Source organism: Psychrobacter jeotgali (assembly GCF_904846315.1).
GTDB lineage: Bacteria > Pseudomonadota > Gammaproteobacteria > Pseudomonadales > Moraxellaceae > Psychrobacter > Psychrobacter jeotgali.
This window is the reverse complement of record NZ_CAJHAF010000001.1, coordinates 90,800-116,422: the sequence shown is the minus strand read 5'-3', so window position 1 is coordinate 116,422 and position 25,623 is coordinate 90,800. Positions and strand designations below refer to the sequence as shown.

General features: G+C 35.9%; 23 protein-coding genes. All 23 read right to left on the bottom strand.

Going from position 1 to position 25,623, the window contains the following annotated elements:
• Positions 1 to 80: 80 nt before the first annotated feature.
• Entirely contained in the window at positions 81 to 1,292 is a 1,212-nt protein-coding gene (locus JMX18_RS00475; protein WP_201582649.1) for a DegT/DnrJ/EryC1/StrS family aminotransferase, read from the bottom strand.
• A 151-nt stretch (positions 1,293 to 1,443) separates the two neighbouring features.
• Positions 1,444 to 1,980: an acyltransferase gene (locus JMX18_RS00470; RefSeq protein ID WP_201582647.1), complete on the bottom strand. Its 537-nt coding sequence runs from the start codon at positions 1,978 to 1,980 to the stop codon at positions 1,444 to 1,446.
• Complete coding sequence (locus JMX18_RS00465) at positions 1,970 to 2,572, bottom strand: sugar transferase (RefSeq protein ID WP_201582645.1); 603 nt, start codon at positions 2,570 to 2,572, stop codon at positions 1,970 to 1,972. Before JMX18_RS00465 ends, JMX18_RS00470 begins: the two co-directional genes overlap by 11 nt.
• Complete coding sequence (locus tag JMX18_RS00460; protein WP_201582643.1) at positions 2,573 to 3,700, bottom strand: glycosyltransferase family 4 protein; 1,128 nt, start codon at positions 3,698 to 3,700, stop codon at positions 2,573 to 2,575.
• Between the two features lie 4 nt (positions 3,701 to 3,704).
• Positions 3,705 to 4,790, bottom strand: coding sequence for a hypothetical protein (locus JMX18_RS00455; protein ID WP_201582641.1), 1,086 nt, complete (start codon positions 4,788 to 4,790; stop codon positions 3,705 to 3,707).
• Entirely contained in the window at positions 4,783 to 5,871 is a 1,089-nt protein-coding gene (locus JMX18_RS00450) for a glycosyltransferase (RefSeq protein ID WP_201582639.1), read from the bottom strand. The genes JMX18_RS00455 and JMX18_RS00450 overlap by 8 nt, the downstream gene beginning before the upstream one ends.
• Entirely contained in the window at positions 5,872 to 6,945 is a 1,074-nt protein-coding gene (locus JMX18_RS00445; protein WP_201582631.1) for a glycosyltransferase family 4 protein, read from the bottom strand.
• 85 nt (positions 6,946 to 7,030) lie between these two features.
• Positions 7,031 to 7,963: a glycosyltransferase family 52 gene (locus tag JMX18_RS00440; protein ID WP_201582630.1), complete on the bottom strand. Its 933-nt coding sequence runs from the start codon at positions 7,961 to 7,963 to the stop codon at positions 7,031 to 7,033.
• Positions 7,964 to 8,233: 270 nt separating this feature from the next.
• Positions 8,234 to 8,887, bottom strand: a complete 654-nt coding sequence (locus tag JMX18_RS00435; protein ID WP_201582629.1) for a hypothetical protein — start codon at positions 8,885 to 8,887, stop codon at positions 8,234 to 8,236.
• A gap of 417 nt (positions 8,888 to 9,304) precedes the next feature.
• Complete coding sequence (locus tag JMX18_RS00430; RefSeq protein WP_201582628.1) at positions 9,305 to 10,075, bottom strand: oxidoreductase; 771 nt, start codon at positions 10,073 to 10,075, stop codon at positions 9,305 to 9,307.
• Positions 10,053 to 10,763: an acylneuraminate cytidylyltransferase family protein gene (locus JMX18_RS00425; protein ID WP_201582627.1), complete on the bottom strand. Its 711-nt coding sequence runs from the start codon at positions 10,761 to 10,763 to the stop codon at positions 10,053 to 10,055. Before JMX18_RS00425 ends, JMX18_RS00430 begins: the two co-directional genes overlap by 23 nt.
• 4 nt (positions 10,764 to 10,767) lie before the next feature.
• The gene (locus tag JMX18_RS00420) at positions 10,768 to 11,742 is read right to left on the bottom strand and encodes a Gfo/Idh/MocA family protein (RefSeq protein WP_201582626.1); all 975 of its coding nucleotides are present in this window, start codon (positions 11,740 to 11,742) and stop codon (positions 10,768 to 10,770) included.
• Between the two features lie 3 nt (positions 11,743 to 11,745).
• Positions 11,746 to 12,807, bottom strand: a complete 1,062-nt coding sequence (locus tag JMX18_RS00415) for a nucleotidyltransferase family protein (RefSeq protein ID WP_201582625.1) — start codon at positions 12,805 to 12,807, stop codon at positions 11,746 to 11,748.
• A gap of 19 nt (positions 12,808 to 12,826) precedes the next feature.
• Positions 12,827 to 13,984 (bottom strand): UDP-N-acetylglucosamine 2-epimerase, encoded by a 1,158-nt coding sequence (gene neuC, locus JMX18_RS00410; RefSeq protein ID WP_201582624.1) that lies wholly within the window; start codon positions 13,982 to 13,984, stop codon positions 12,827 to 12,829.
• Positions 13,981 to 14,982, bottom strand: coding sequence for an N-acetylneuraminate synthase (neuB, locus tag JMX18_RS00405; protein ID WP_201582622.1), 1,002 nt, complete (start codon positions 14,980 to 14,982; stop codon positions 13,981 to 13,983). Before neuB ends, neuC begins: the two co-directional genes overlap by 4 nt.
• A gap of 103 nt (positions 14,983 to 15,085) precedes the next feature.
• Positions 15,086 to 15,745, bottom strand: coding sequence for an acetyltransferase (locus JMX18_RS00400; protein WP_201582620.1), 660 nt, complete (start codon positions 15,743 to 15,745; stop codon positions 15,086 to 15,088).
• Between the two features lie 29 nt (positions 15,746 to 15,774).
• Positions 15,775 to 16,914: a LegC family aminotransferase gene (locus JMX18_RS00395; protein WP_201582618.1), complete on the bottom strand. Its 1,140-nt coding sequence runs from the start codon at positions 16,912 to 16,914 to the stop codon at positions 15,775 to 15,777.
• Positions 16,915 to 16,921: 7 nt separating this feature from the next.
• Positions 16,922 to 18,112 (bottom strand): UDP-N-acetylglucosamine 4,6-dehydratase, encoded by a 1,191-nt coding sequence (locus JMX18_RS00390; RefSeq protein ID WP_227674511.1) that lies wholly within the window; start codon positions 18,110 to 18,112, stop codon positions 16,922 to 16,924.
• Between the two features lie 7 nt (positions 18,113 to 18,119).
• The gene (locus JMX18_RS00385) at positions 18,120 to 19,397 is read right to left on the bottom strand and encodes a lipopolysaccharide biosynthesis protein (protein ID WP_201582616.1); all 1,278 of its coding nucleotides are present in this window, start codon (positions 19,395 to 19,397) and stop codon (positions 18,120 to 18,122) included.
• A 23-nt stretch (positions 19,398 to 19,420) separates the two neighbouring features.
• A complete protein-coding gene (locus tag JMX18_RS00380; protein ID WP_201582611.1) occupies positions 19,421 to 21,442 on the bottom strand; it encodes a polysaccharide biosynthesis protein in 2,022 nt (673 codons plus the stop codon).
• Positions 21,443 to 21,483: 41 nt separating this feature from the next.
• Positions 21,484 to 23,697: a polysaccharide biosynthesis tyrosine autokinase gene (locus JMX18_RS00375; protein ID WP_201582609.1), complete on the bottom strand. Its 2,214-nt coding sequence runs from the start codon at positions 23,695 to 23,697 to the stop codon at positions 21,484 to 21,486.
• 19 nt (positions 23,698 to 23,716) lie between these two features.
• Positions 23,717 to 24,148, bottom strand: coding sequence for a low molecular weight protein-tyrosine-phosphatase (locus JMX18_RS00370; protein WP_201582607.1), 432 nt, complete (start codon positions 24,146 to 24,148; stop codon positions 23,717 to 23,719).
• 19 nt (positions 24,149 to 24,167) lie between these two features.
• Positions 24,168 to 25,289, bottom strand: coding sequence for a polysaccharide biosynthesis/export family protein (locus JMX18_RS00365; RefSeq protein WP_201582605.1), 1,122 nt, complete (start codon positions 25,287 to 25,289; stop codon positions 24,168 to 24,170).
• Positions 25,290 to 25,623: the final 334 nt, after the last annotated feature.

Genomic DNA, 25,623 nt, shown 5'->3' with positions numbered 1-25,623 from the left:
ATACATAATTAGCACTAACTTATTGTTTTTAATAACTTAATGCTAGATAGTTAATAATTAAAAAATCTATTATATATTAATTAATCATCGTTTGAATTATCAATTTTAGCAAATACGCTATTTATTGCGGCAACGGTTTGCTCAATTTCAGCCTCTTTTAAGGTAGGATGTACTAACAACATCAGACTGGTCTCCCCTAGCTGCTTGGCTATGGGCAGTCTAGTCTCTGGACGCAAGCCAGTATTATCAAAGGCTTTTTCTAAATAAACCTCAGAAGCTGAACCTGAAAAACAAGGAACGCCTAACTGGTTTATCTCATCAATAATACGCTCACGTGACCAGCCTTTAGGTAGATTCTCAGGCTTTACGTAAACGTATAATTTATAATAGGCATGTTTGCAATCTGCAAATTCAGGGGTCTGCTCTAGTTTGGGAGCCGATAAATACCCTTTAGCCTCCCACTTAGCGCACGCTTGCAATATAGCTTGTGCATTCTCCGTGCGAGCCGCTGTCCAGTCATCCATCCTACCTAGTTGAATGCGGCCTATAACCCCTTGCATCTCTGTCATGCGCCAGTTGGTACCGAAGCTTTCATGCAGCCAGCGGTAGCCTGGGGCATGCTCAGTCTCATAGACTGCTGCATAGCTCTTACCATGATCCTTGTACGCCCACATTTTGCGCCATAGCTGCTCATCATTGGTAGTGACCATACCGCCCTCACCACCAGTGGTCATAATCTTGTCTTGGCAAAAGCTCCATGCGCCAACATGACCAATACTACCCACACTGCGACCTTTGTATAGTGCACCGTGCGCTTGAGCACAATCCTCAATGACGTATAAATCATGCTTATCCGCCAGCGCCATGATGCCGTCCATATCACAGGGCCAGCCCGCTAAATGCACACAGACAATACCTTTAGTCTTATCAGTCAATACCGCTGCTATGGTTTCAGGAGTGATATTGCCTGTCGCCGCATCGACATCAGCAAATACGGGCGTAGCACCGGCATTGACAACGCTCGAGATACTAGCGATAAAGGTACGCGGCGTGACGATGACCTCGTCCCCCTCTCCCAAACCTAGTGCTTGCAACGCCACATCTAAAGCTAAAGTACCATTACCTAAGGCGATAGCGAACTTGCTATCAGCCCAAGTAGCGAACTCTTCTTCAAATTGGCGACACTCAGTACCGGTCCAGTAGTTGACTTTGTTAGATAATAAGACTTGGCTAACGGCGTCGGCTTCCTGTTGAGTAAAGCTTGGCCATGGTGAAAAGGAAGTGTTTAACATAGTGATCTCAATGCATTACTTATAAATTGAAGTGTCAGCTCATGCTAAATATAGTATAAGCGACCGTGTTTTAACTGCTTAAAAATACCAAAATACTGCTAACTAAATCAAATAAACTTCGGTTTTACCTTTTAATACTAGCCGATCTATATTATTTGATAATGCGCTCTAAGCTAATACCTAGCTCGTCAAGCAGTTCTTGTCTTTGAGCCAAAACTTGACTTGCATCCCGTTTTTTTATGGGTCTACAATCTGCACCTACGTATACTGTCCATGGTTCTAAATCTTTACGTACTAAGACACCTGCGCCAACAACAGCCCCCTCTCCGATCGTGATGCCGGGCATCACAATAGCATTGGTACCTAATATGGCGTGACTACCGATACGAATAGTAGATGTTTTGACATTGGTATATTTTTTGGGGATAGTGGGACCAGCTAGATAGCCCCCTACAAAGTCATCACTGCCAGTAATGATCCGGCAACCAGCGCTTAGTGCACTAAAATGATCCATATAGAGCTTACCGCCACCGATAATACTACTAGAGCAAGCAATATGGACAAAGCTGCCTATAATGCTTTCTTCGCCTGCATTAAAAAACACGAAGTCATCAATTTGTGAATCATGACCTATCGTCAAATGATCTTTATTGATAATCTTTGCAGTATCGTAGATTTTATAATTCATTTGTATTTCCTCTAAACGGTGATGCGGTGGCTTGACCATCTTCATTGATGTCATCGCGAGACAACACCTTATATACTGTTTTTACTAGGATCTTGGCATCCAACAATAACGATTGATTATCGACATACCAAGTATCTAGCTCAAACTTTTCCAGCCAACCAATAGCGTTACGACCGTTGACTTGAGCCAGACCTGTGATACCCGGACGTACATCATGACGGCGCGCTTGTTCTTCATTATATAAGGGCAGATATTGCATCATCAGTGGGCGCGGGCCAACCAAACTCATGTCGCCTTTTAGCACATTCCACAGCTCAGGTAACTCATCAAGACTGCTATTACGTAGCGCTTTGCCAAAATCAGTCAAGCGCTCACTATCAGGTAAAGGATTGCCCTCGCTATCTACAGCGTCTTTCATAGTACGAAACTTGACCATCTCAAATGGCTTACCATAGAGGCCAGGACGAGTCTGACGAAATAGCACTGGTGAGCCTAAATTTTTCTTAACTTTGTAGGCGGTGATAGCATATACCGGAGATAAAGCTACTATTGCGGCTGTAGCAGCGGTTATATCGAAGAGGCGTTTTATCATTTATAAACCTAAAATATTTAATAAACGTTTATTTACTTTTTCTGCGTCAAACTTTTCTTGAGCCATTTTATTACTTTCATAACCCATCTCTTTAATGGCTTTAGGGTTTTCTATAAAGTAAGTCATTTTTTCAGCTAACGCTCGAGGATTCCATTTTTCAATTAGGAAGCCGTTTATGCCATCAACTACCGTTTCACGACAACCGGGAACATCGGTAGTGATAACCGCTCTTCCCATGGCCATTGCTTCCTGAGTACTACGCGGCACACCCTCGCGATAATAAGAAGGCAAGACAAACACACTAGAACTCGCTATCCATTCTGATACATTATCAACGTGCCCGGGATACTCTACAATATTCTGTTTGGTAAATTCTTGTAATTGAGCAGGCGTAAGTGCTCCTAATGCTTCTTTATCTATAGTACCTAGTACTATAAACTTCGTCTCAGGATAATTGTGCTTTACAATTTTAGCAGCAGCCAAATAATCATGTATGCCTTTTTCAGCAAGTAACCTAGCTACAAAAATAAAGGTCGGTGTCGAAGGGTAAGTATTTGAGTAAGGATATTCTGTTAGATTCAATCCAATACCGCCTAGAACTTCTACCTTTTTGACCTTAATATTATATTTATCTAACAAGTCACGTGGATCATCAGGATTTAAAAATATAATCTTGTCTAGCTGTGGTAAGGCTATTTTATAAAGCAGGACTTGAGCTTTTTTGATAATTTGGGTCTTTTTATTGACTTGATTAGGCTGCTCAGTAAAAGTATAGCCCAAGCCTTCCAGCATACCTGTAATCTTCGGCACTCTAGCTAATTTTGCGGCAAGTGTACCAAAAATAACTGGTTTAGAAAAATAAGAGAACACCATATTTGGTGCTATATCTTTAATTTTTTTGGAAAGCTCGTAGGTTGCTTTTATATCGGCTAAAGGATTTATACCTCCGCGATTGAGCCGATAAGTAACTGGTATAGCACCCAAAGCTTCTATTTTTTGTAAATCTTCATTCGAATATTCTGAGGTAAAAGCATAGACAGTATAGTTTTTTTCGAGCAAAGCTTTGATAAAGTCAGCACGAAACCCAAAAAAACTACTTGCTACTGTACCTATAATGACTAATTTCATGTATTTATAACCTGTGAGCTTCTACGGATTGAATTTTTAATCTCAGAATATAAAAGAAGCTTATATATATTGCTAAGTAATTATACATTCTCAATCGTACTGCCGTACCCAAATTATCATTACCAACTAACCAGACACTAGCATATAATACAAAAAATATGATTAAAAAACGCACGAAGCTATCTGCAAGCTTGATATTCTTCATTACATAAAGGAGCATAAGAAAGAATGGTAATGTCTCGACTAATAACAGGACAAGAGCCAATGGATTTGTAACATACAACCCTAGCATCTGTCCTAAAAAACTTAAAATAAAGTTAGGAATAAACAATGCTGGGTTAGAGAAATCTAAACCTAGCGTAGAACCACCACTATTTTCTTCAAATCCAGCTCGGTATTCAGTTAAAGACTCGAAAACTCCAATATAATTTGCAATAAAGAGAACTATAAGATATAAAGCACCCAGAAATATAATTCTTCTTTTAGTAAATGTTATTTTCCATAAAAACAAACTTAGCAGAAAAGCGTATCCTAAGTAAGCTCTCAATTCTAAGAGAAGCATCCCAATTGCTATAGATATTATAAAATAAAAAATAGAATATAGAAAATTCCGACTATCCAATGCTCTTTTTGCTGAAAGACAACCTAGCAAAAACACAGATACCATAAACACATCACGATAAATATCGAATGAATAGAAAAACAATGCAGGATAGACAGAACATAATAAGATTATATAAAGATAATACTTTTGATTTTTTTTAAAACTAAGCCCTGTTAATCTAGCAGTTATGAATGGGATAAAGACTAAACTTAAGAGAAATAAGAAATAGGATACACCTTCTCTTGAATATAAACCGATATCATTAAGATACCTTAACATTACCGGCCATATATTAACCGCTAAATTTGTATATCCTTGGACATAACCATGATAATATGAAGCATCACTTCCGCCCCCTAACACAATACCTGATGACTGAAGCTTTATAAATACATAGACAACTGTTTTTAAGAAAAAAACAATTATTATAAATAAGAATATAATAGAATTGGGAATTCTTTCGAAAAACTTACCATTACTATTCATGATATAAAGCAATCCATTTCTGTATTGCATTTTCTAAAGAAAAGCTGTCTCGGACATGTTTGAAGTTTACGTCAACTATCTTATCCTTATCTTTACTATTGAGTTCAAGGGCATACTTAATCTTAGTCTTCAAAGCCAAGGCATCAGAAGGCGGCACTAAGAATTCAGGATTATTCAATACTTCTGCCACTCCTCCAGAATCAGTAGCTACCACCAAACATCTGCATGCCATAGCTTCTGCAACTACTAAGCCAAAACCTTCATATTTGGAAGGCAGTACAAATAAGTCTGCAGCGCTCATAAGCTCCGGTATGTTGGTTCTTCTACCCAGTAATAATACCTCATCTTTTAAACCCAAATTATTAACTTTATTTTCTATAGTATCTCTTAACTCGCCATCACCAGCAATTATGACTTTAAATGGATAGGTTGTCTCTTCTTTTAGCAGACTGATAGCCTTTAATAAATTAGGATAGTCCTTTTGCTCATTGAACCTTCCAACGGCCAGAATGACTCTATAACTCTCAGTGAAACCTAACTCTTCTTCTAATCTTGCTCTAGCTCCTGAGATATAACGGAATTTTTTCAAGCTAATACCATTATATACAGTCTGCATTCCATCCTTAGGCACTGCACCCATATCTTCAAAAGCTTGAGTAGCTTCTTGACTGACGTTAGTAGAGACATCTGCTAAACGGTGAGTTACTCTATAACTGATCATGCGTAAAGCGCCACCTTCATTACTATTATGAGCTGTGCTTATTAGTTTATCTATTGGTGTGGTTATTCTGACTAGGCGCATTAGTATATTCGCGTGTACCATATGCGAATGTACTACATCTGGTCTAAATTTTTTGATTATTTTCGACAATTTAAGATACGCAGGCAACAATGTCTTAAGATCATTAAGATTAACCTTGATAAGTTCAATCTCTTTATAATCTGGTTGAGTGAGAACTTCACCTGTAAGATAAGCTATCTTAACTTCATGACCTCTTACAAACATCTCATTAGCTAAGTCACAAACAACACGTTCAGCCCCGCCGTTAGCTAACCCTGTCACTACGTATAATATTTTCACTTACCTTACCTTCTGATTTTTATCTAACAATAGTTCAACGCCATGAGTAATTCTTCCTAGTACTTCATCTTCATTGAATAACTTAGCTTTATTGATACAATCATCATAATAACTTTCTGCATTATCAATTAATGAAAGAACTTTTTGTTGAAATTCTGTTGAATTTATATCTTCGGGAGTAAAAGCGATACCCGTTTCTGCTCCGTAACCTTCTATAAATTCAGCACAGAATCCGGCACTTTTAGTTGTGATAGAAGGTACACCGCGAGCGTGAGCCTCTAACAGCGTAGTAGCAAATCCCTCATGATAACTAGTGATAGCAAAACATCTAATACTGTCGTATATACTGGGTAATTCTGCTCTATCTACCCAGTCTTGTAAATCAATACTATCTTCCAATCCTGCTGATTTAATAGCTTTAATTATTTTATCTTTTTCTTCGCCGCGACCTAGTATGAGAGCCTTAATATCAACAGCTTTATTGCTATTTAGATTTTCAATTAGTTTTACAAACAAGGGAATATTTTTTTCTTTAGAAAGTCTAGAGATAATGGCTAAGTCATACTTCTTGGGCATAGTTGTTGACCCAAAGAACCAAGGAGAAACAAAATTACCAACGAATTCCACTTTAACTGGAAAGGCACTCACGTTCTCTTTATTTACACTAAATACTTTGTCACAAAATAGACTAGAAGCTCTTAGGAGATGATATTCAAAAGTGCTATAACCTAGTCCAGCAGAGTTTTTCTTATGAAGATATATATGTAAAAGTGCTACTACTCTTAAGCCGTGAGATTTAAATATTGGTGCTAGCCAAAGAGAGGATAAATCGTTAAGGACTATCACTTTTGCACCCTCTTTCTTAATTCTCTTAGCAAAAGAATGCGAATCTAGTAGTCTTTTCTTTTTAGAAAGGACAGAGTCCATCTTTATAGTAGGACAAGAGAAGCTCTTTGGTTCTGAAGTTGCAATAACGGCAGATAAGCCTTTATCATTCATATAGTTACATAAGTATTCTATATAAACCTGACCACCACCCCAAATATTCTCACTAGGTGAGTAAATACATATCATATTGATAACCTTAATACATTTTTAACTGATAATCATCTATTTAATACGAGTATAATGTTTGATGCTCCAAAAGTTATAAGAGCTTCTAAAACAGAATAACTTCACAGCCTGCGTCTCTACTCATTTTGGTCAGTTCTTTGGTGTTATCTGAATCTCTAGCTAATAATACAATTCGTTTAAGACACAGGTCTCCCATATTAAGTAGAACTGAGCTGAACCAGCCAATCAGGATAATATTCTCAGATTTAGAGTTAACTAGAATCGCCTCTTCTGCAATTCTTCCGTTTTTATTCAAATAAGGTATTTCGATATTTAATCTTTTATTTTCTCTAGGGTGCTTTATATAATAGTCAATATCAAAAGTTTCAATTAAATTTTCGAGTCTTTTGATTTGTTCAGGGTTCATACAATATTCAAATGGAGCACCTATAAAGTAAGTTTTTGAGCTACCCTTATTTTTATTTATATTATTGTTAAGCAACTTCTTGATAGGTATAAGTTTATGATGAGGAACTATATTACGCTTACCATCATATATAGTATAGTGATGATCTATACGAGATTTAACCTTAGACAAAGATAAAGACTGTAATAAAAAATGATAAACTTTTATTCTTAGATAACTATGCTCTTTGAAATATATTCCATTCTCATATATATTTGCAGCACCATCATCCATAGTAATTAGTTTTGCATTCGAATAGTGTTTAATTAGAGAGTTAATGAATAATGCATCAATGCTTGCACATATAATGTTTTGATAGGTTTTTTCTTTATACCATTTTAAAGTTTTATACTTAAATACAAATGAAGATAGAATTGAAGGTCCTTTCATATTTACGTAATAATAATCAGAATTTCTAGCCCTAGAAGAAAGTTGTCTAAAATAGTATATATCCTCCTCAGAATTATGTTCAGTAAAATAAATCAGATCATAGGATAATATATTTTCTATTTCAATAATTTTTTGAGCCAAAAATGCTTGAAAAGGCGTTCTAATTATAAGTAATGATGACATTCATACACCTTGTTATTTAATTTTTATTGCAAACCAATGGTCAAAAAAATTTTATGATTATTATACTATTTAAAAAACTTTCTAGTTAGAAATATAGTATTTTATAAAAATTATGCTAATTAAAGTATAGTCAACTCTTGAGGGTTTAAAAGTTTTGTATAAACAATATATAAATTAATATTTAGTATTTTATCTATTGATATCTTGACTTTGGTTAAAATTTTATGGGATCAACCACCTATTGAAAAAGACCAAACTAGGTTAGATAAGTTATTTTTTATTATGGACAGGCTTTATTATTAAGTTAGGTGATTGTCCAAAAACTAAACAATTATCCTGTATGTCCTGGTTCTTTATACTAGCATCTGCACCAATACTCACATTGCTACCTATATTGCAGTTCCCTAGTATTTTTGAATTAGAGTACATCTTTAAATTACTTCCTAAAACTGGATAGACTCCTTTATCACCTCCAATAGTACACCCTTGCATTGCCATAAAGTTATTTCCATATTCGGCTCGTCCTAATACAGTTCCCATAGGGTGTTCAAGAAAGAAACATTCTGGTAACTCAACATCCGGATAGATATCAACTGAATGTAAAATTTTATTTAGATAATAAAGCTTTTCTTTTAATGAAATAAGATTCATTTTACTTATTTCATTAGAAAAAATATAAAGAAAAATTAAATACTGGCCAGAGTGTATATAGGAAAAATATGGATTTCCATCCTTAATGAAATACTTATTATCTATGTTTTTAATACAGTTTTCTAAGCGCTGAAATACTACCTCTTTTACCTGTAGCATAGCTTTAACTTCATCTTTACTGACAAAGAAAAAATTATTAAGTTTTTTTATCAAATCATCCATGATATCGTCGATTGTTAAATCTGATATAAGCTTATCACCAATATTATTCATACTAATAACTCTCATTAATTTTTTGTATAATTGATATATAGTCAGCCCGAAATATAATTGTAATTACTATAACTAAGACAAATATTATTAGAAAATTCAGATAAACTATCCTATACCTAGCTTTGTCATATAAACCCTGCTTAAGCCTACTTTTTATCTAGAAGATTGAGCTATAGGTTGGTAAGAATAAAATACAGTGTTTACTGACTATAAATCTTTCTTTATTATATAGGCCATTAATAATATGATGGTTTTCTAAAAAGGATGCTCGCAATAAAAACTAAGACAATAAAATAGTGTTCATGTTTAGTTCAGCAATTTTATTTGGCATTTGAATATTTAAAAACTATTCAAATTTTAATCAGTACGATTCTTAATAAACCATCAATAATATTAAGTGTGATTACAAACAAACCTTTATAAACTAAAGCCATCGTCAACAATGATGTTTTGCCCAGTTACGTAACGTGACTGGTTAGAAAGTAAGAATAATATAGCCCCCAGTATATCTTGAGAGTCCAGCATTCCGTTGCCATGGGTTTTCTTCTTATACGCTTCTAGAAAAGGCTTTGGTTGACTGTCAAAAAGACCACCTGGACTAACTGCATTAATGCGAAATTTACTATCATTGATATAATTAACAACATATTTATTCAGATGCAATAAACCTGATTTTATTGCAGCATACTCAACAGACATAGTCATGGAAGTATTTTCGTATATGGAAAAGTCTGGAGCAACAACACCATAAATAGATGAAATATTTACCAGAGAGAATTCTTTTTTATTAGTTTTAAAATAAGCAGCACACTGTTGTGTGAATAAAAATGAACTACCTAAATGTAAAGATATATTTTCATTAAAACTTTCAGGCGTTACATCAAAAAAATGTGCACCATAACTTTTATTACGAGGATAAGTAGCATTAACGGCACCATCAATATTAGGATTTTTCAAGAAAATCTCTTTAATACTATTTTTATTAGTAATATCTAAAGGTACAACTTGAAGGCATGATTGAGCAATATTAGCATCTAACTCACTTAATAATTTCTTTGTCTCTTCAACATTAATATCAGCAGCTATCACGTTACCACCTTGTGATAGGATTCCAACCACTAAACGACTTCCTAATAACCCTCCTGCACCAGCGATCAATATAGTTTTATTCTTTAATAAATCTTTCATTTTTTACTCCTAATAAAATTGCTTCAGCTAGCTTAAAATCATATATATCATCAATATCTACAGCCCTGGACTTAGGTACTTCAATGCTAGTTACCTTGCCTGAAAACAATCCATAATTTTCCATAATAAATTTAGGAGTTGATACGTAAACAACAGTCGTTATATCGAATACTTTTGGAGCATCTTGACGACGTGTTAGACTATCTTTTGGCTTATTCACTAGTTCGACAACACCATCATCGCTACGCTTAACCATATTAAAATAAGGGCTTCTACTAGCAGGTGTAACTCCAATACATATATCGGCTTTTTGTTCTCTTCTCTTTAGGATTGCACCTTCAACATCTTCTATACTACGCAAAGGACTAGTAGCAGGTAAACTTATAAACTCATCGAAAGAACCATAATGACTTATTGTCCATTCGATAGCATGGCGCCAGGCCAGCCATTCTGGAGCATTATCCGTAGCTAATTCTTTGGGGCGAAAGATCACAATAGCACCATTCTCTTGTGCTATTGACTCAATATCCTTATCATCCGTTGATACAAATACTTTTTCTATAGAAGGAGTCGCTTTAGCGGTTTCTATAGAATAGGATAATAACGGCTTACCAGCTAGTTTTTTTATGTTCTTACCAGGTAGCCCCTTAGAGCCACCTCGAACAAAAATAAATGCATAGTTTTTCATAAAATTACTTTTTATTAGTTATTGAGTGTTTAATATGATCTATCAAAGAAACTGTATTTTTTGCTTCTAAAAGAGTAATGCATTGGTTATCTTTACCTGATATCAAATTTTCAAAATCTAATATCATATCAAGATACATTCTATTTTTATCCCATTCAGGCTCACTAAAAAGCACCTTTTTATAACTTGCTGTCGTGAGTGTTATCTCATTTTCAATCAAATCCCATTCGATGCTACCCTTGCTTCCTATAATTCGACACTTTCTATATGCTTTACGCTGTAAGAAGTCTAAATGAATTGATACAACGACTCCTTCCTCATTAGTAGCTAATATATCTACTGCATCTTCGACCTCTAATGAGAGCTCTTCTGATGACCGTAAAATAGCATAATGTGATTGTAACGATCCAAATAACCATTGTGCATAATCGAGTTCGTGGCTTAACTCAAGTAAAGCACCTCCACCAAGATTTAAATTAGCTGACACACTATTAAGATAATCCGTATTAGGACGCCAATCTGGAAGATACTGTCCTACCTCAACAAATGCATTATAAACTTTGCCAATAATTTCTTCTTCTAATAGCACCTTCATGCACTTGCTACTTGACAAATAGCGAATACAATATCCAACAGCAACAGGAGTCTTATATTTATTTGCTGCCTCAATAACTGCTGCTGTATCTAATTTATTGGCAGCTAAAGGCTTTTCAATAAGTACAGGAATTCCAGCTTCAATCAATGGTATAGCGTGTTTGGTATGAAGGGTAGCTGGAGATGCTACAATTGCCATATCTGGCCTATGATCTATTATCTCACAAATGTCGTTAACAACTATATCTGCATTGCTAACTTCATCTGTAGGTATACGGCCACTTGCTGACATAGCATAAATGATGGAATGAGGGTAAATTTTCTTTAGGTTTTTTCGATGTCTATTAGTAATATTACCTAAACCTATTACAGCGATTTTTCTCATATTCTAGTTTCTTTCAGTAAAATAATTTTTTATATCTTGCTGAGCTTTTTGATAGTCAGCCATTTGTCCAATATCTAGCCAATAATCATAACTGGTATAGATTCCAACTTTTTTATTCTTTTGCATTCTGTTTTCAAGCAGTGTAGGCAGATCTATTTTCTCGTTTGGTTCTACAGAAGCTACACATTCGGGACTTAGGACATATATACCTGTATTAATATGATAACGATATGTTGGTTTTTCGACCATAGCTGTAACCAAGTCATCCTGACTCTCTACCACTCCAAAAGATACTTTATGCTCTAACTCACGCACGCACATAGTAGCATCAAAATTGTTCGATTCATGATGATCTAACAAACGTTTAAAATCTACTTTAGTCAATACATCACCATTCATCATAATCAATGGCAGCTCGGGCAAGCTCTTAGGCAGCAAACCTAATGCACCACCTGTGCCTAATGGTTCATCTTCATGGATATAAGTGACACTGATATTCCATTTGCTACCATCTCCAAAGTGTTCATGAATCTGTTCAGGCATATAATGTGTAGAGATGTAAAAATCGTGAAAACCAAATTTGATAAATTGTCTGATAAGATGCTCTAACATAGGCTTATCACCCACATGTAGCATAGGCTTAGGGCAATGATCAGTTAAAGGACGCAAACGAGTGCCAAATCCTCCAGCCATAATAAAAACAGGATTATCACGTTTTTTAGGCTGTAAAATTTGGTGTAATGTCTCTAATCCTACTAGATAATTATTATCATCAACTACAGGTAAAACTAATACGTCATACTTATCCATTATATCAATGCGTTGTTGTCTAGTATGAGAGGGTTTTATGATTATAGGATTGGCATTCATAACTGAAACAACAGAATCGTCCATATCACCTGAAGCTAATAGACCACGACGAATATCACCATCTGTGACTGTTCCCAACAATTTTTCTTGTTCGTTAATTACTAAACCAATACGTATTCCAGACTTATCGATAATCCGCATAGCATCGCGAATAGTTGAATCAACCTTAAGAATCACATCTTTCCAATTATCCATTTTCAAATCCCAAAAGCTTTTAATTTAGATCATAAAAACTTTTTTTCAATATATCAGTTAAATTAACACGCTTTATTTCTTCAATTATTTTTTCGCTCGCACACCCTTTACCATAAGGATTTTCTGCTTCAGTCAATAATTGTTGAAAAGAGTCAGAATATAAACGATCGAATGAATCCAATATACTTTCTTTATTAGGTAAAGCATCTATGACACTTTTAGACTTAACTCTTCCTTTCTGCCTATCACCTATGTTTATAGTACCTATTTTAAAACTTGGAGCCTCCGCTAAACCACTAGAACTATTACCTACTACTGCATCCATATACTGAAGAGAGCTTATATATCTTAATTGGCCTAATGAGTGGAATGCTACTGCTTTGTCACTATTTTGACTAACATAATTATCTATCATTTCATTAATAATACGACCGTCAGTGTCACTATTTGCTTTAGTTAAAATTATATGAGTATTCTCTAATTCATCTATTGCACTAAGTAACTCCTGAAACTGGCTCTTTGAAGTCGACTTTTCCAAAGTAACTGGATGAAATGTAACTAGGATATTTTTCAGGGCTAACCTAAAACCAATTGATTCCTCGAAATCTTTCTTACTTAAAAGTTTAAGTTTTAATATATTTTCAATTCCCAAACCACCTACATTAAATACACGATCAGGCTGCTCACCCAGTTGAATAACTCTACGTCTATAGTCTTTAGTCGCTGTAAAATGAAGATGACTCATTTTAGTTATACTATGGCGTATAGCTTCATCGAAAGCTCCTTCTGTAGTTTCTCCACCGTGAAGGTGTGCTATAGGAATTCTAGAAATCATTGCAGCACTTACTGCGCTGAAGATCTCGTACCTATCTCCTAATACTATTAATAGATCAGGCTTTAAATCATTATAAGCATCAGCAAAACCAATTTGCGCCAATCCGACAGACTTAGAAACACCAACTATAGTGTCAGAAGACAGAAGCATTTCTACTTTTTTATCTATTTTAAATTCTTTTTCTATTTCTATATAGGTAGAACCAAATTCGGGACTAAGATGCATGCCCGTCACAATAAGCTGTAACTCTAAGTCCTTGTCTTGTTGAATACCTTTCATTAACCAATACAATAAACCATATTCAGCTCGAGTGCCTGTGACTACGCATATCTTTTTTTTCATATCAATTCATCTTCTTTATAACTTCTACTCGCTTTAGTGCCTATAATTTCATCCCAGCGCATGGGACTAACACCTGTACCTGGACGTTTAACACTTAAGTTATGTTCAGTGAATACTTCCCCTTCAAGAATATCTTTGTTAGCAATCAAAGACTTACGAGCTACAAGTATATTTTTAGATTCGCTAGGACTAGGCTGTTTAATTTGACTACCTAGGGCTAGTTCTATATTACGAATAGCTTTTATCATATCTATGAGCTCACTCGGCTCTAAACTAGCTTTATGATCTGGACCATCCATGTTTTTATCTAGAGTAAAATGTTTTTCAATGACACTTGCACCCATAGCAACTGCAGCTATAGGAACCTCTATACCGTTTGTATGATCACTATAACCATAATTAATGTTAAAAGCCTTTCCTAGAGTAATCATAGCTTTTAGATTTACATCTTCTATAGGCGTTGGATATTCAGTATTAGCGTGTAAAACAGTTATATTGTCTCGTTGAGAACCTGCTTTTATTAATACATCAATAGCAGCCTCTACCTCGCCTAAACTAGCCATACCTGTAGAGAGTACAAGCTGTTTATTTAGCTGTCCTATATGCCGTAAATAAGGTAAGTTAGTAATCTCTCCACTCGGAATTTTAAATATTTCTAATCCTAGCTTATCTAACAAATTAATACTATCATGATCAAATGGAGTTGATAAAAATAAAATATTTTTCTTTCTGCAATAGTCTATGAGCTCCTCATGGGCACTTTCATTTAACTCTAACTTCTTAACCATCTCAAATTGACTTTCTTTAGAATCTTTAGTGTTATCAATTTGATAATCAGCTTTTACAGCATTTTTAGTTATACAAAGCTCTGTCTTGAAGGTTTGAAATTTCACAGCATTTGCTCCTGCTTCTGCTGCAACATCAATAAGATTTTTAGCAAGTTCGATAGAGCCATTATGATTAACGCCTGCTTCAGCTATTACAAAAACTTTTTTCATAATTATTGAACCCTTTTAATAATATTATCTCTATAAAAAATAGATAATGTTAGTTTAAATGAATCTATTCATTATAGATTAAGAATTATAAAGACAATTTAGACTAAGACCGTCTTTTTATATTTTCTTTAGTAAACTCAACGGCTGGGCTACCAAAAACTGTTGTGTTTTTAGGCACACTCTTAGTAACAACTGATCCCGCAGCAATTATAGAATTCTCACCTATCACCATAGGCTTATCAGGTTTCCCCTGAAATATTATAGCACCAGTACCGATATAAACATTATCCTCTATTATTACATTGCCATTACATTTAACTGCTGGGGCAAAAGTAACATTGTCGCCTATTATGCAGTCATGCGCTACATAGCTATAGATATTTGCATGAAAATTGACACCTATACGAGCATTGGAAGTGATAGCTACAAAAGGGCATATAATAGATGCTTCACCTATAATACATTTTGTGGAAACATAAGCTTGTTTACTTATAAATGTAGGTAAATCAACCCCTCTAGACTTCATCTCTCTATATATTTTACCTTTGATTGTAGGTTCAGCAATTGAAATTATGGCACAGTCACCTTCCTTAAAATCAAAATCCTTTTCAAGGTTTAAGAATGGTGATTTAAAATCATACTTATCATAATCATTTTTATTTTTATCAAAATAGCCTGCTACACTGTATTCGTTATCATTACTAATATATTCAGATATTTCTGAAGCAAATCCGCTAGCACCAATAATATATATAGATCTCATATTTCCAGCCTATTCATTGAACAATTTGTTTATAAAGGAGAGCTAGGCAAATTAACCAATCTTGCCTCTGCCCACTCAGAGTTAACCAAGCTTCCACTTAACGAATCAGCAAACATCGGTAGTCTATGCATAAGCTGCCAAACAGGACGCGTCATTACTCCTTGAGCATTAGTAGCTTCTAACAAGTGATTACGACTATCTAAATCAGGGCATACTACGGCATTTAACCAATAGTTAGAATGAGCGTATTCAGGCTCTTTGACAAACTTGAACTTACTATCTTCGAAATAGTCCTCGTATCGCTTGGCAACAGCTCTTTTGCTCATAAGCTTTGCTTCTAGCTGTTCCATTTGCGCACAGCCTAAAGCTGCATTAAGATTAGGCATGCGATAATTAAAACCCGGTTCGTCATGATAAAACTCATAAGCATGAGGTACTTTAGCCGTAGTCGTTATGTGTTTAGCTCTCACGCCATCGTTTTCATGCTGGCATAACAACATCCCACCACCACCAGTAGTAATCACTTTATTACCATTAAAGCTCAACGCACCAAATCGTCCTAAAGTTCCGGTATGTTTGCCTTTATAGTAAGAACCTAAACTCTCAGCAGCATCTTCGATTAAGGTTAAATTCCATTCTTTACAAATGGCTAGAAGTTCATCAATTTGTATAGGATGACCAAAAGTATGCATTGGCATTACTGCTTTGATAGCCGCATCGCTTTGCTTGTGACGGCATTGGCCATCGTTATCAACTATAGCATTCTCATACAACCATTCAGATACCGCCTTGGGGCATAAACCAAATGAATTGAGTTCTATATCAATAAAAACGGGCTTTGCTCCCATATGATATAAAGCATTACAGGTTGCCACAAAGGTTAAAGCTTGAGTTAAGACTAAATCACCAGCTCTGACATCGGCTAAATTTAAAGCAGTATTTAAGGCTGCTGTTCCATTAACAGTAGCGATAGCACGATTAGAATTAGTGAAATCTTGCACCTTCGTCTCAAACTCGTCTACAAATTTACCGACACTAGATACAAAGGTACTATCGATAGTCTCAGCCAAATAAGCATGCTCATTACCATTAAAAGAAGGTGCATGTAAAGGTATGAATTCATTAGAAGAATAAATATCTCTTACTAAATTAATAAGTTGCTTTTGCATTATCATCTCACATCTTGCTATCAAGATATTTACCAGTCTCTTTATGACCAAAATCAGGAATCATCTTAAAGAACAGTTCAACAATAGACTCTTTATCCCAAGCAAGATCTTCCTTCATTGCAGCAATAGTACTTTCAAACTCAAGTAGTAATTGTGAATCAAATACCGCTTGATTCTTAATGATGCCTAAGTTTTCGAAACGCTCCATATCAAGGGTTTCTGAATCGGTGAAGAATTCTTCAAAATCTTTTTCACCTGTGGTATCGCTACCAGTAAACAAACAAGGCCACTTACCTTGCCCAGGTAAAGTCTTGGTTAGCTCACGAGCTTCTTCTTCACTACTACACAATACCGGCTCAAAGCCTTTTTGTTCGAGGTATCTAACCGCTATATCTGCAAAAGATATCAAATGTAAGCTTTCGCTCAACTTAGGAAAAAAGATATCTCGGTTATCGCCGAATAAACAGGACATCAAGCATAACTCACCAGACTCTTGAGGAGTCACAAAATAACGTTTTATATCATTAGGAGCAACAATAGGCTGACGTTTCTCTAAGCGCTGATTGAAGCTATGCAGTAGCGAACCATCAGAAAAAGCGACATTGGCAAAACGCGCAGTAGAGATATCAATCTCTAAGCTGCGACGCATTAAGAACATCTCCATAATACGCTTGGATGCACCCATCATATTTACAGGATTGGCTGCTTTATCAGTAGAAACACAGAAGTACTTCTTTACTCCAGCGTCAATAGACTGCTTAAGGGTTTTATCCGTATTAAATATATTGACATCTATCATACGCATTAAAGTATAGGGGTCTTTTTCACTGCGCACATGTTTTAAGGCTGATAAATTGAGAACGTAATCAAATTGTCCATCAGCCTTGATAAAAGCATCATATTCTAATGATCCTATATCCAAAGCAAAAGTCTGAAAGTCACCATCAATATAACCAAAAGAGCTGCGAATATCACGAACTAGTTCGACCATATTATTTTCGCTAATATCTACGACATGGAGCTTTTTAGGATTGCGCTTAAAAATCTCTTTGACCACTGCTTGACCAATAGAACCTGCCCCGCCCAAAACTAGAAACTTAGAGTTAGAAACAATTTCTTCAAGTGTTCCTGAGTTATTTTTAATATCCGTAGTAAAAAGCTCTTTTTCTCTGCCAATTAACTTTAAAATAGAATTCATAATAGACCTATTGCTTATTAAAACTGAACCAAGGCATTGGATGCCGTTTTTGTGCTATCCACCAAGTTAATAAAAAACGAATACCCATTGAAATAGCAAATGCAACCGCTGCACCCTCTAAGCCAAAGATACGGATTAATACAACTAATAAAACTAAATTTAGTATACCAGAGCTGATAGAAGCAACTGATAGCAGACCGGTTCTTTTTGAATAGAATATATAATTAGTAATCATTAGGTACATGCCCTGAAAGCCTTGACCTAATACTAACCATCCTATTATCTCTCCTGCTTCTGCATACTCTTCACCAGCTATTAACACTACTAATGGAGGACCAATTAAAAAAGACAGCATAACACCGACTATAATTAAAACAAACCATGCATAGGTTAATTTAACTATCTTTTGTTTATCTTTTGTTTGATCCGCTTTTAACTTCTCAAATAACCAAGGCACATAGGCTTTATTAATAGCATCAAATACAATACCTATAGCCGCTGTCAATTGAACAGCAACCATATAGATACCTGCTTCAGCAAGACCGATTTCCTTATTAATGACAAACCTATCCACTGTGGTTAATAGAAACCCTCCTGCTATATGAGGCATAAGAGGTATACCGAACTTCAGCGCTTCTGATAAATAGTCCTTTCGCCACACAAAGATAGTCAGCAGCTTATCTTTCTTCAAGAGAATTAAGGCTATCACTACGAAAACTAAGTTTACAATTATTAGAGCATCTATACGTCCTTCTGCACCCCTTAAAAGCACTACTACTAATAGAAGGGATAAGAGCATATTCAATAGGCTTTGCGATATTTGTAATATACCGTATTTTACTGATTTTTTTTGAACCTGCCATTGTGCTAAACGTATACTTATAATTACCATACAAAAAGCAACAAGCACTGCAAAAAAGATATAACTCGGTTTTAGACTTAACCATTCAGCAAACTTATCTTGAAAAACAAAAAGAACAGAAAAGACTATCAGCGAAAAGATAACAATTAGCTGAACACAGGAACCAATAAAACTAGCCATTTCCTCTTTAGTAATGTCAGGATCGTAGTATTTCCTACTTATAGCCCCTACAAAGGCTACCCCCACAAATGCACCTAACGCACCCAATAACGTTTGAAACATGGCTACTTCGCCATACTCCGCAGGATCAAGATAGCGTGTTAATATAGGTAGCAGAATGAACGGTATAATAGCGTTTAGAATATTAGAAAATAAATAGACGCCCGCTCCACTAACAAAGCTACTTTTTTTAATCATTTTCATAATAAGAAAGCTCAGTCAGCATATTAAATAATTTTTTGGGAATCTATAACTGTATTCTTTGAAGTATCCACAGTAGATCCGCCAGTATACCCATCTACAAAATATTTGAACTGCGCTTTGAGCCACTTTATATCTTGATTTTTCGCTTTATCCGTAAGTTGAAACAATGTATCTTCGATATCAGTTAAAGGGAAGCTGTGCTCTATAGCTTGCATAATAAGGGGATGATCTGTATTTTTAACGTTATCCTCACCGATTATGAGCTCTTCATAGAGCTTCTCGCCAGGTCTTAGTCCTGTAAACACAATATCTATATCACCATCAGGGTTATTAGAGTCTCTAACTTTATGTCCACTTAAATGAATCATCCGGCGAGCAAGATCGACAATCTTAACTGGTTTACCCATATCCAAGACGAACACTTCGCCTCCCGTTGCCATTGCTCCGGCTTGAATAACTAAATTAGCTGCCTCTGGAATAGTCATAAAGTAACGAGTGACATCAGGATGAGTGACCGTTATCGGCTTACCTTGCTCTATTTGTTTGGTAAATACTGGGACTACCGAGCCTGATGAACCTAATACATTACCAAAACGTACCATACTAATAAGGGTGTGATTATTATTCGGATTGTTTTTTTGGCTAAAACCTTGACACACTAATTCTGCCAAACGCTTACTAGCGCCCATTATATTGGTCGGTCTTACTGCTTTGTCTGTAGAGATCAAAACAAAGGTCTCAACTTTAGCTCTTATTGCAGCCTGAGCGCAATGATAGGTACCCTTGCTATTGTTGATAGCCCCTTCAAAAGGGTTGTGCTCGACTATCGGTACATGTTTGTATGCTGCAGCATGATAAACGGTTTGTACATCGTATGACTCAAATACTCTAAATAGATTATCCTCATTAGTCACACTGCCAATAATAGCAATAATACTAATACCTTGATAATTAGGCTCGCTAGCTTGCTTCGCTAGCAGCTCCTGATGGATACTATAAAGCGCGAACTCGGACAGCTCATAGAGCACTAAAGATTTGGGCTTGTTTTTGATGATTTGGCGACAGAGCTCGCTACCAATAGACCCTCCTGCACCCGTAACCAATATAGACTTACCTGTTATGTTTTTTTGTAGCAATCGAACGTCTGGTTCAACCGTCTGACGGTTTAAGACATCTAGAATATCCACTTTACGCATACTGCTAACAGTAACTTTTTCTTCAGCGATCTCTTCTAGACTAGGTAGCTCTTTTATTTTGATAGAGATACCTTCTAGCTTATCAATAATTTGGCGCTTATGCGCCCTACTGATAGAAGGAATAGCTAAAAACACTTGCGCTATATTGAGCTTATCCACTACATCTAATAACTCATCTGCTGCATGAATCTTTTTACCTAATAAATAAGCACCAGTAAGTTGGGGATCGTCATCTACATAAGCGACTACATTATATTTATGCGAATTTTTGAGCCCCTCTAATAACTCTTTGCCAGCTTCGCCTGCTCCATAAATAATAACGTTGTCATAATCAGCATTTCCTTTAAGACTTTTCTGATATTTACTTTGTGATCGAGTTAGTAACTCCCGAATAGTCAGTCTACTGTTCCATAACCAAACTAAATACATAAATGAAAATATAAAGGGTACTGAGCGCGGCATATCAGGAAAAATATCAAAGGATAAAATAATTTGATAAACGATAATAAGGATGACTGATAGCTGTAACACACTGCCGATCAAACCTTCAAAAAATGCCCTTGATAGCCCTCTATAAAACCCAATAAGGTATAAACCAATAACCGGAATAAGTGCGTAGAAGAATAATGCTGAGAGACTAATATGATTAGCAATGTAATTGTAACGTAACGCTAATGCAAGATATAAGCAGATGACTGCCATTACAAAGTCGGCAGTTATTAAAATAGCCCGCTTGATACTACGTGGTAGAGATAATAGTCGCTGGGTACTATTAAAAAACCAGCTAGTATTGACGCTGGTTTGTTTATTAGAGGGTTGATAATCATCTTCGTTCGGGACTAAATTCATAAATAAAATACTCATTCTAAGGTATAACACTTACCAGTTGTTTACTGGCTATCATTGCCATAAGCATAATTATAATGATAGCTGTATTTACTCATAATACCTTGCTGTACATCATTAAGAACGATACCATCTACTTCTACATTAGCCTTACCCAGCTGATTAACTGCATAAACTAACTGACCTTCTACTGAGGTATCATATCGAGTTACCATCAATACTTGATCAGCAAATTGCGACAAGATCATAGCGTCAGAAGCTGCGAGCACAGGTGGTGAGTCGATAATAATATAATCGTAATGATCACTGAGCTCTGCCATTAAGATGTTAAACTTACCACCAGATAGCAATGAAGTAGGATTGCGAGGATGTTGTCCTCGAGGTATAAAGTCAACATTATCTAAGCTCGTCGGATGAACGATATCGACTATGCTATCTGTCTCTTGAATAAAGTAATCGGCTAAACCATTATCCTGCGTCATATTGAATACTTTATGTAACTCTCCTAGCCGCATATCTGCATCAATAATAAGTACCTTTTTATCGAGCTGCGAAAAAACTTCAGATAGGTTTGAAGATATAAAAGACTTACCTACTCCAGGGCTCTCACCAGTAATTAATATCACCTTGGCTCGTTTACCAGCTTTACCTACTTTCGGCATACTGAACATTAAATTCGTTCTTAAACTTTTTATAGCCTCATAGCTTAAGCTATTACTATCAGCTTGAGCGAGTAACCGACTCGAAGATTTTTTGTTTTTATTCAACCTTGTCAGTAACGGTGAGCGTGGAATAGTCGCAACAACAGGAACACCTGTTTTGGCTTCAAGACGCTCAGGATCTTTAACCGTTTTTCTAAACAAGCCTCTAATTAATACTAGTAACATACCTAGCATCGTACCTATCAAGGTAGCTAAGAGCCAAATTATTAGTTTCTTAGGAGCAATAATATTAAAATTGCTTAAAGGTAAATCAATAATTCGAGCATAGCCAACCTGACCCGCTTTAACGATCTGTAATTGTTGATAGTTTTTAAGCATGTTTAAATAGATTTCTCTATCAATAGCTGTATCTTCAGATAACGTTAAAAATTCTCTTTGAACTTCGGGTAATTCAGAAATTGTATTTTCGAGCTCTTGCTTTCTGTTATTTAAGACTTCAATCTGATCATTAATTTGGATAACTAAAGGATGCTCTTCCGTATAATAAGTCGTTAGATCTGCTTTTTTTAGTTTTAGCTCACTTAACTGTCTATCAATATTAGAAGTTTCTGTTAAGAGTAAACCTGCTTCTTGTTCAACATCGATAGTGCCATACTTTGTACGAAATTCATTGAATGCCGCTTCGGAAGCTTCTAGCTTCTTTTTAAGCACAGGAATTTGAGATTCCATGAACTCTAGCGTTCTAGTAGTCTCTTCTGATCCCCTAGACTGATTTTGATCCACGTAAGAAAAAATAATTTCTTTTAGTATCAAACTAACTTGCTGTTGGTTTGAACCTGTCATAGACAGCTCAATAATACCTGTCTGCTGCCCTTTTTCTACTACAGATAAAGCAGCATTTATAGAGTCAGTAGCTGTCTGTAAAGATTGCTTAGCAATATTGATAGGATAGTTATCATCAGGTAGATCAATGACTGTGATTTGAACTTGTCCATTTGTTCCTTTAAATGTGTGTGACTGGTTTAGCTGACCTTTGAATTCATCAAAACCGTTACTTAATATAAAACCAGTCCCAGATCTAACTAAGGTAAAAGGCTGATTAAGGTAAGCACGTGATACATTAAACTGACTGATATCCACTTTGCCATCTTGAGTTCTTAAACTGACACCTTCAGACGTATTTATTTGAGTATTAATACTATCTCTTGCTACTCTGTCTATAAACCCAATATTAGGATTAGAAAGGCGTACTCGAAGATGCAATAGCTCAACGACTGGCTCTAGTATCATGCGTGATCTTATAAGCTCTGCTTCTGTTTGAGCTTTACTAGAATCAGACCCTTCTAGTAATTCAGAGATATTTGATCCAAGTCCTGATAGGCCTTTTGTATTGTCTTCGATCTGTATTAACGCATCTGCCTTAAATACTGGATTGACATAACGGCTATACACTATCCCCAATGCTAATCCTAAAAGAGCAAAAAAAACCACGACTTTCCAGCCGCGTAATAGTACTAACAATAAAGCCATCAGATCAATATCATCATTGCTCTGCTCTGCAGTAGACTTTTGCTTGTTTTGTGTCTGTGAATTCATACTCATAACTATCCGCAACTTAACTAATTTTATCAGTCCACTGATCAAGGCTATCAATGATATCTTGCTTCGCAGTCTCAAATGCTTGTTTATCTAACTTATACGGATCCGCAATATCTTTATCAATCCAATGGCCGATTTTAAAGGTCTTACCCCGGCTATGCGGCCATTGACTCTCAATCCATTTCGTTTGATGATCAGACATAGTCAAGATCAAATCTGATTTTACCACCAATGATTCATCTATCTGCTTGGCAATATGATTACTGATATCTATGCCATCGTTCTTCATTGCTTCTATAGCTTTAGAATCCGCACTATGCCCTACTAACGCAGATACTCCTGCAGAATCAATATTTTTTTGTGGGTATTGTTCAGATAATAATGCTTCAGCTATAGGACTACGGCATATATTCCCTACGCAAACTACTAAAATATTATCAAATGCCATAACATATATACCTTATTAACTATTCAGCGAGATTTGTAACCGCAGCGACTGCCGAAGTAGATGGCAGTATGGCACTAATAATACGGTTCCAACGGGTTAAGCCTGTTGGATCCACATAAAGGATGTCATTCGGATGCATCTCAAAACGATTAGCAAGCGCAAAATTGGTCATAGTTTGCATGTCAACATAATATATATTAGTACGCTGATAGTTTGGATTATCTCGAACTACGTATACTTTAGCTGCATTAGCAGTACTTGAATTAAGCCCTCTCGATTCGCCTAATACTTGAGCTAAACTTAGCCCTTGCTCAGGAATTGCCACTGGATTAACCAGACCGAACTCCCCTAGTAAATAAACCTTCTTGCGGTCTTCACTATTGACATGGATAGAATCGCCATCTTGAATGTAAATCTGATTACCTGAAGCGCCAATCTGACGTAGGTCTTGCAGGCCAATATTATAATTACGGCCATTGCGATTAAGGACAATACTATTGGAATCACCGGTATCGGTTGCACCGCCCGCCATAGAAATAGCACTATAGAGAGAGACAGGAGAGTCTTCAATAGAAAACTCACCAGGCTGCTTGACTTCACCATCGATAAAGAACTTATTACCACGGTAATTGATAATCTTTACTTGTGGATCTGAATACTTCAAATAGCGCTCAAGCCGTCCCCGTAGATTTTCTGTGAACTGCGGCACACTTAAGCCGGAGGCTTGTATACGTCCTATTAGAGGAAACTGAATAAAGCCTTGCTGATCTACAGGATAACCTGAAGCGTAGGGGGTACTCCCTCCAGACCCGGATGAGCTTGCATTCATCTCTGGATAGCCTACTAGATTGATACTTAAAATATCACCTGGAGTAATACGATACTGAGCTTTAGTAGAGCTTTGAATCAAATGATTAATATCGTTATTAGGCTGGGCTACTTGAGGCGGCGGCAATGTCGCTAGGTTTAGAGGTTGGATATTGAATTGTATGCCATTTTCAGCCGTAAAACTACCAACCGGTGGTAAGCTTCCCGCTTTTAATCCTGCATTAATAGTAGGTGCAGAAGTGGTTGCACAACCAGAAAGCAAACTAATGAGCAGTAAGCTTGTTGCACCCAGTAGCTTAGAGGTTCGATGCATAGTAAAGACCTTATAATACATGGCGTTAGCTAAATAGTTCGTTAAACTAATCCGTAATTCTAGCATGTTGATGCCCAATCAGCATCAAAAATTTAATCGCAATATAGCACAAATATTAAGCTACTAGGTATTACCCTAGTAAATTTTTAGTCAACTTAAGGCTGTAAATGCTTTATCTGAGAAAACATCTTTGCAAAAGATGCTTAATTATCTTAATTAGCGTAGAATATAGCGCTTGTTTAGTTTTTTAATATTAATGTTTTTAAGCATCAATATTGTTTATTGTTAAACACTAGTTTTCCGAACCCAATACATTGCGAAATGTATTACCAAC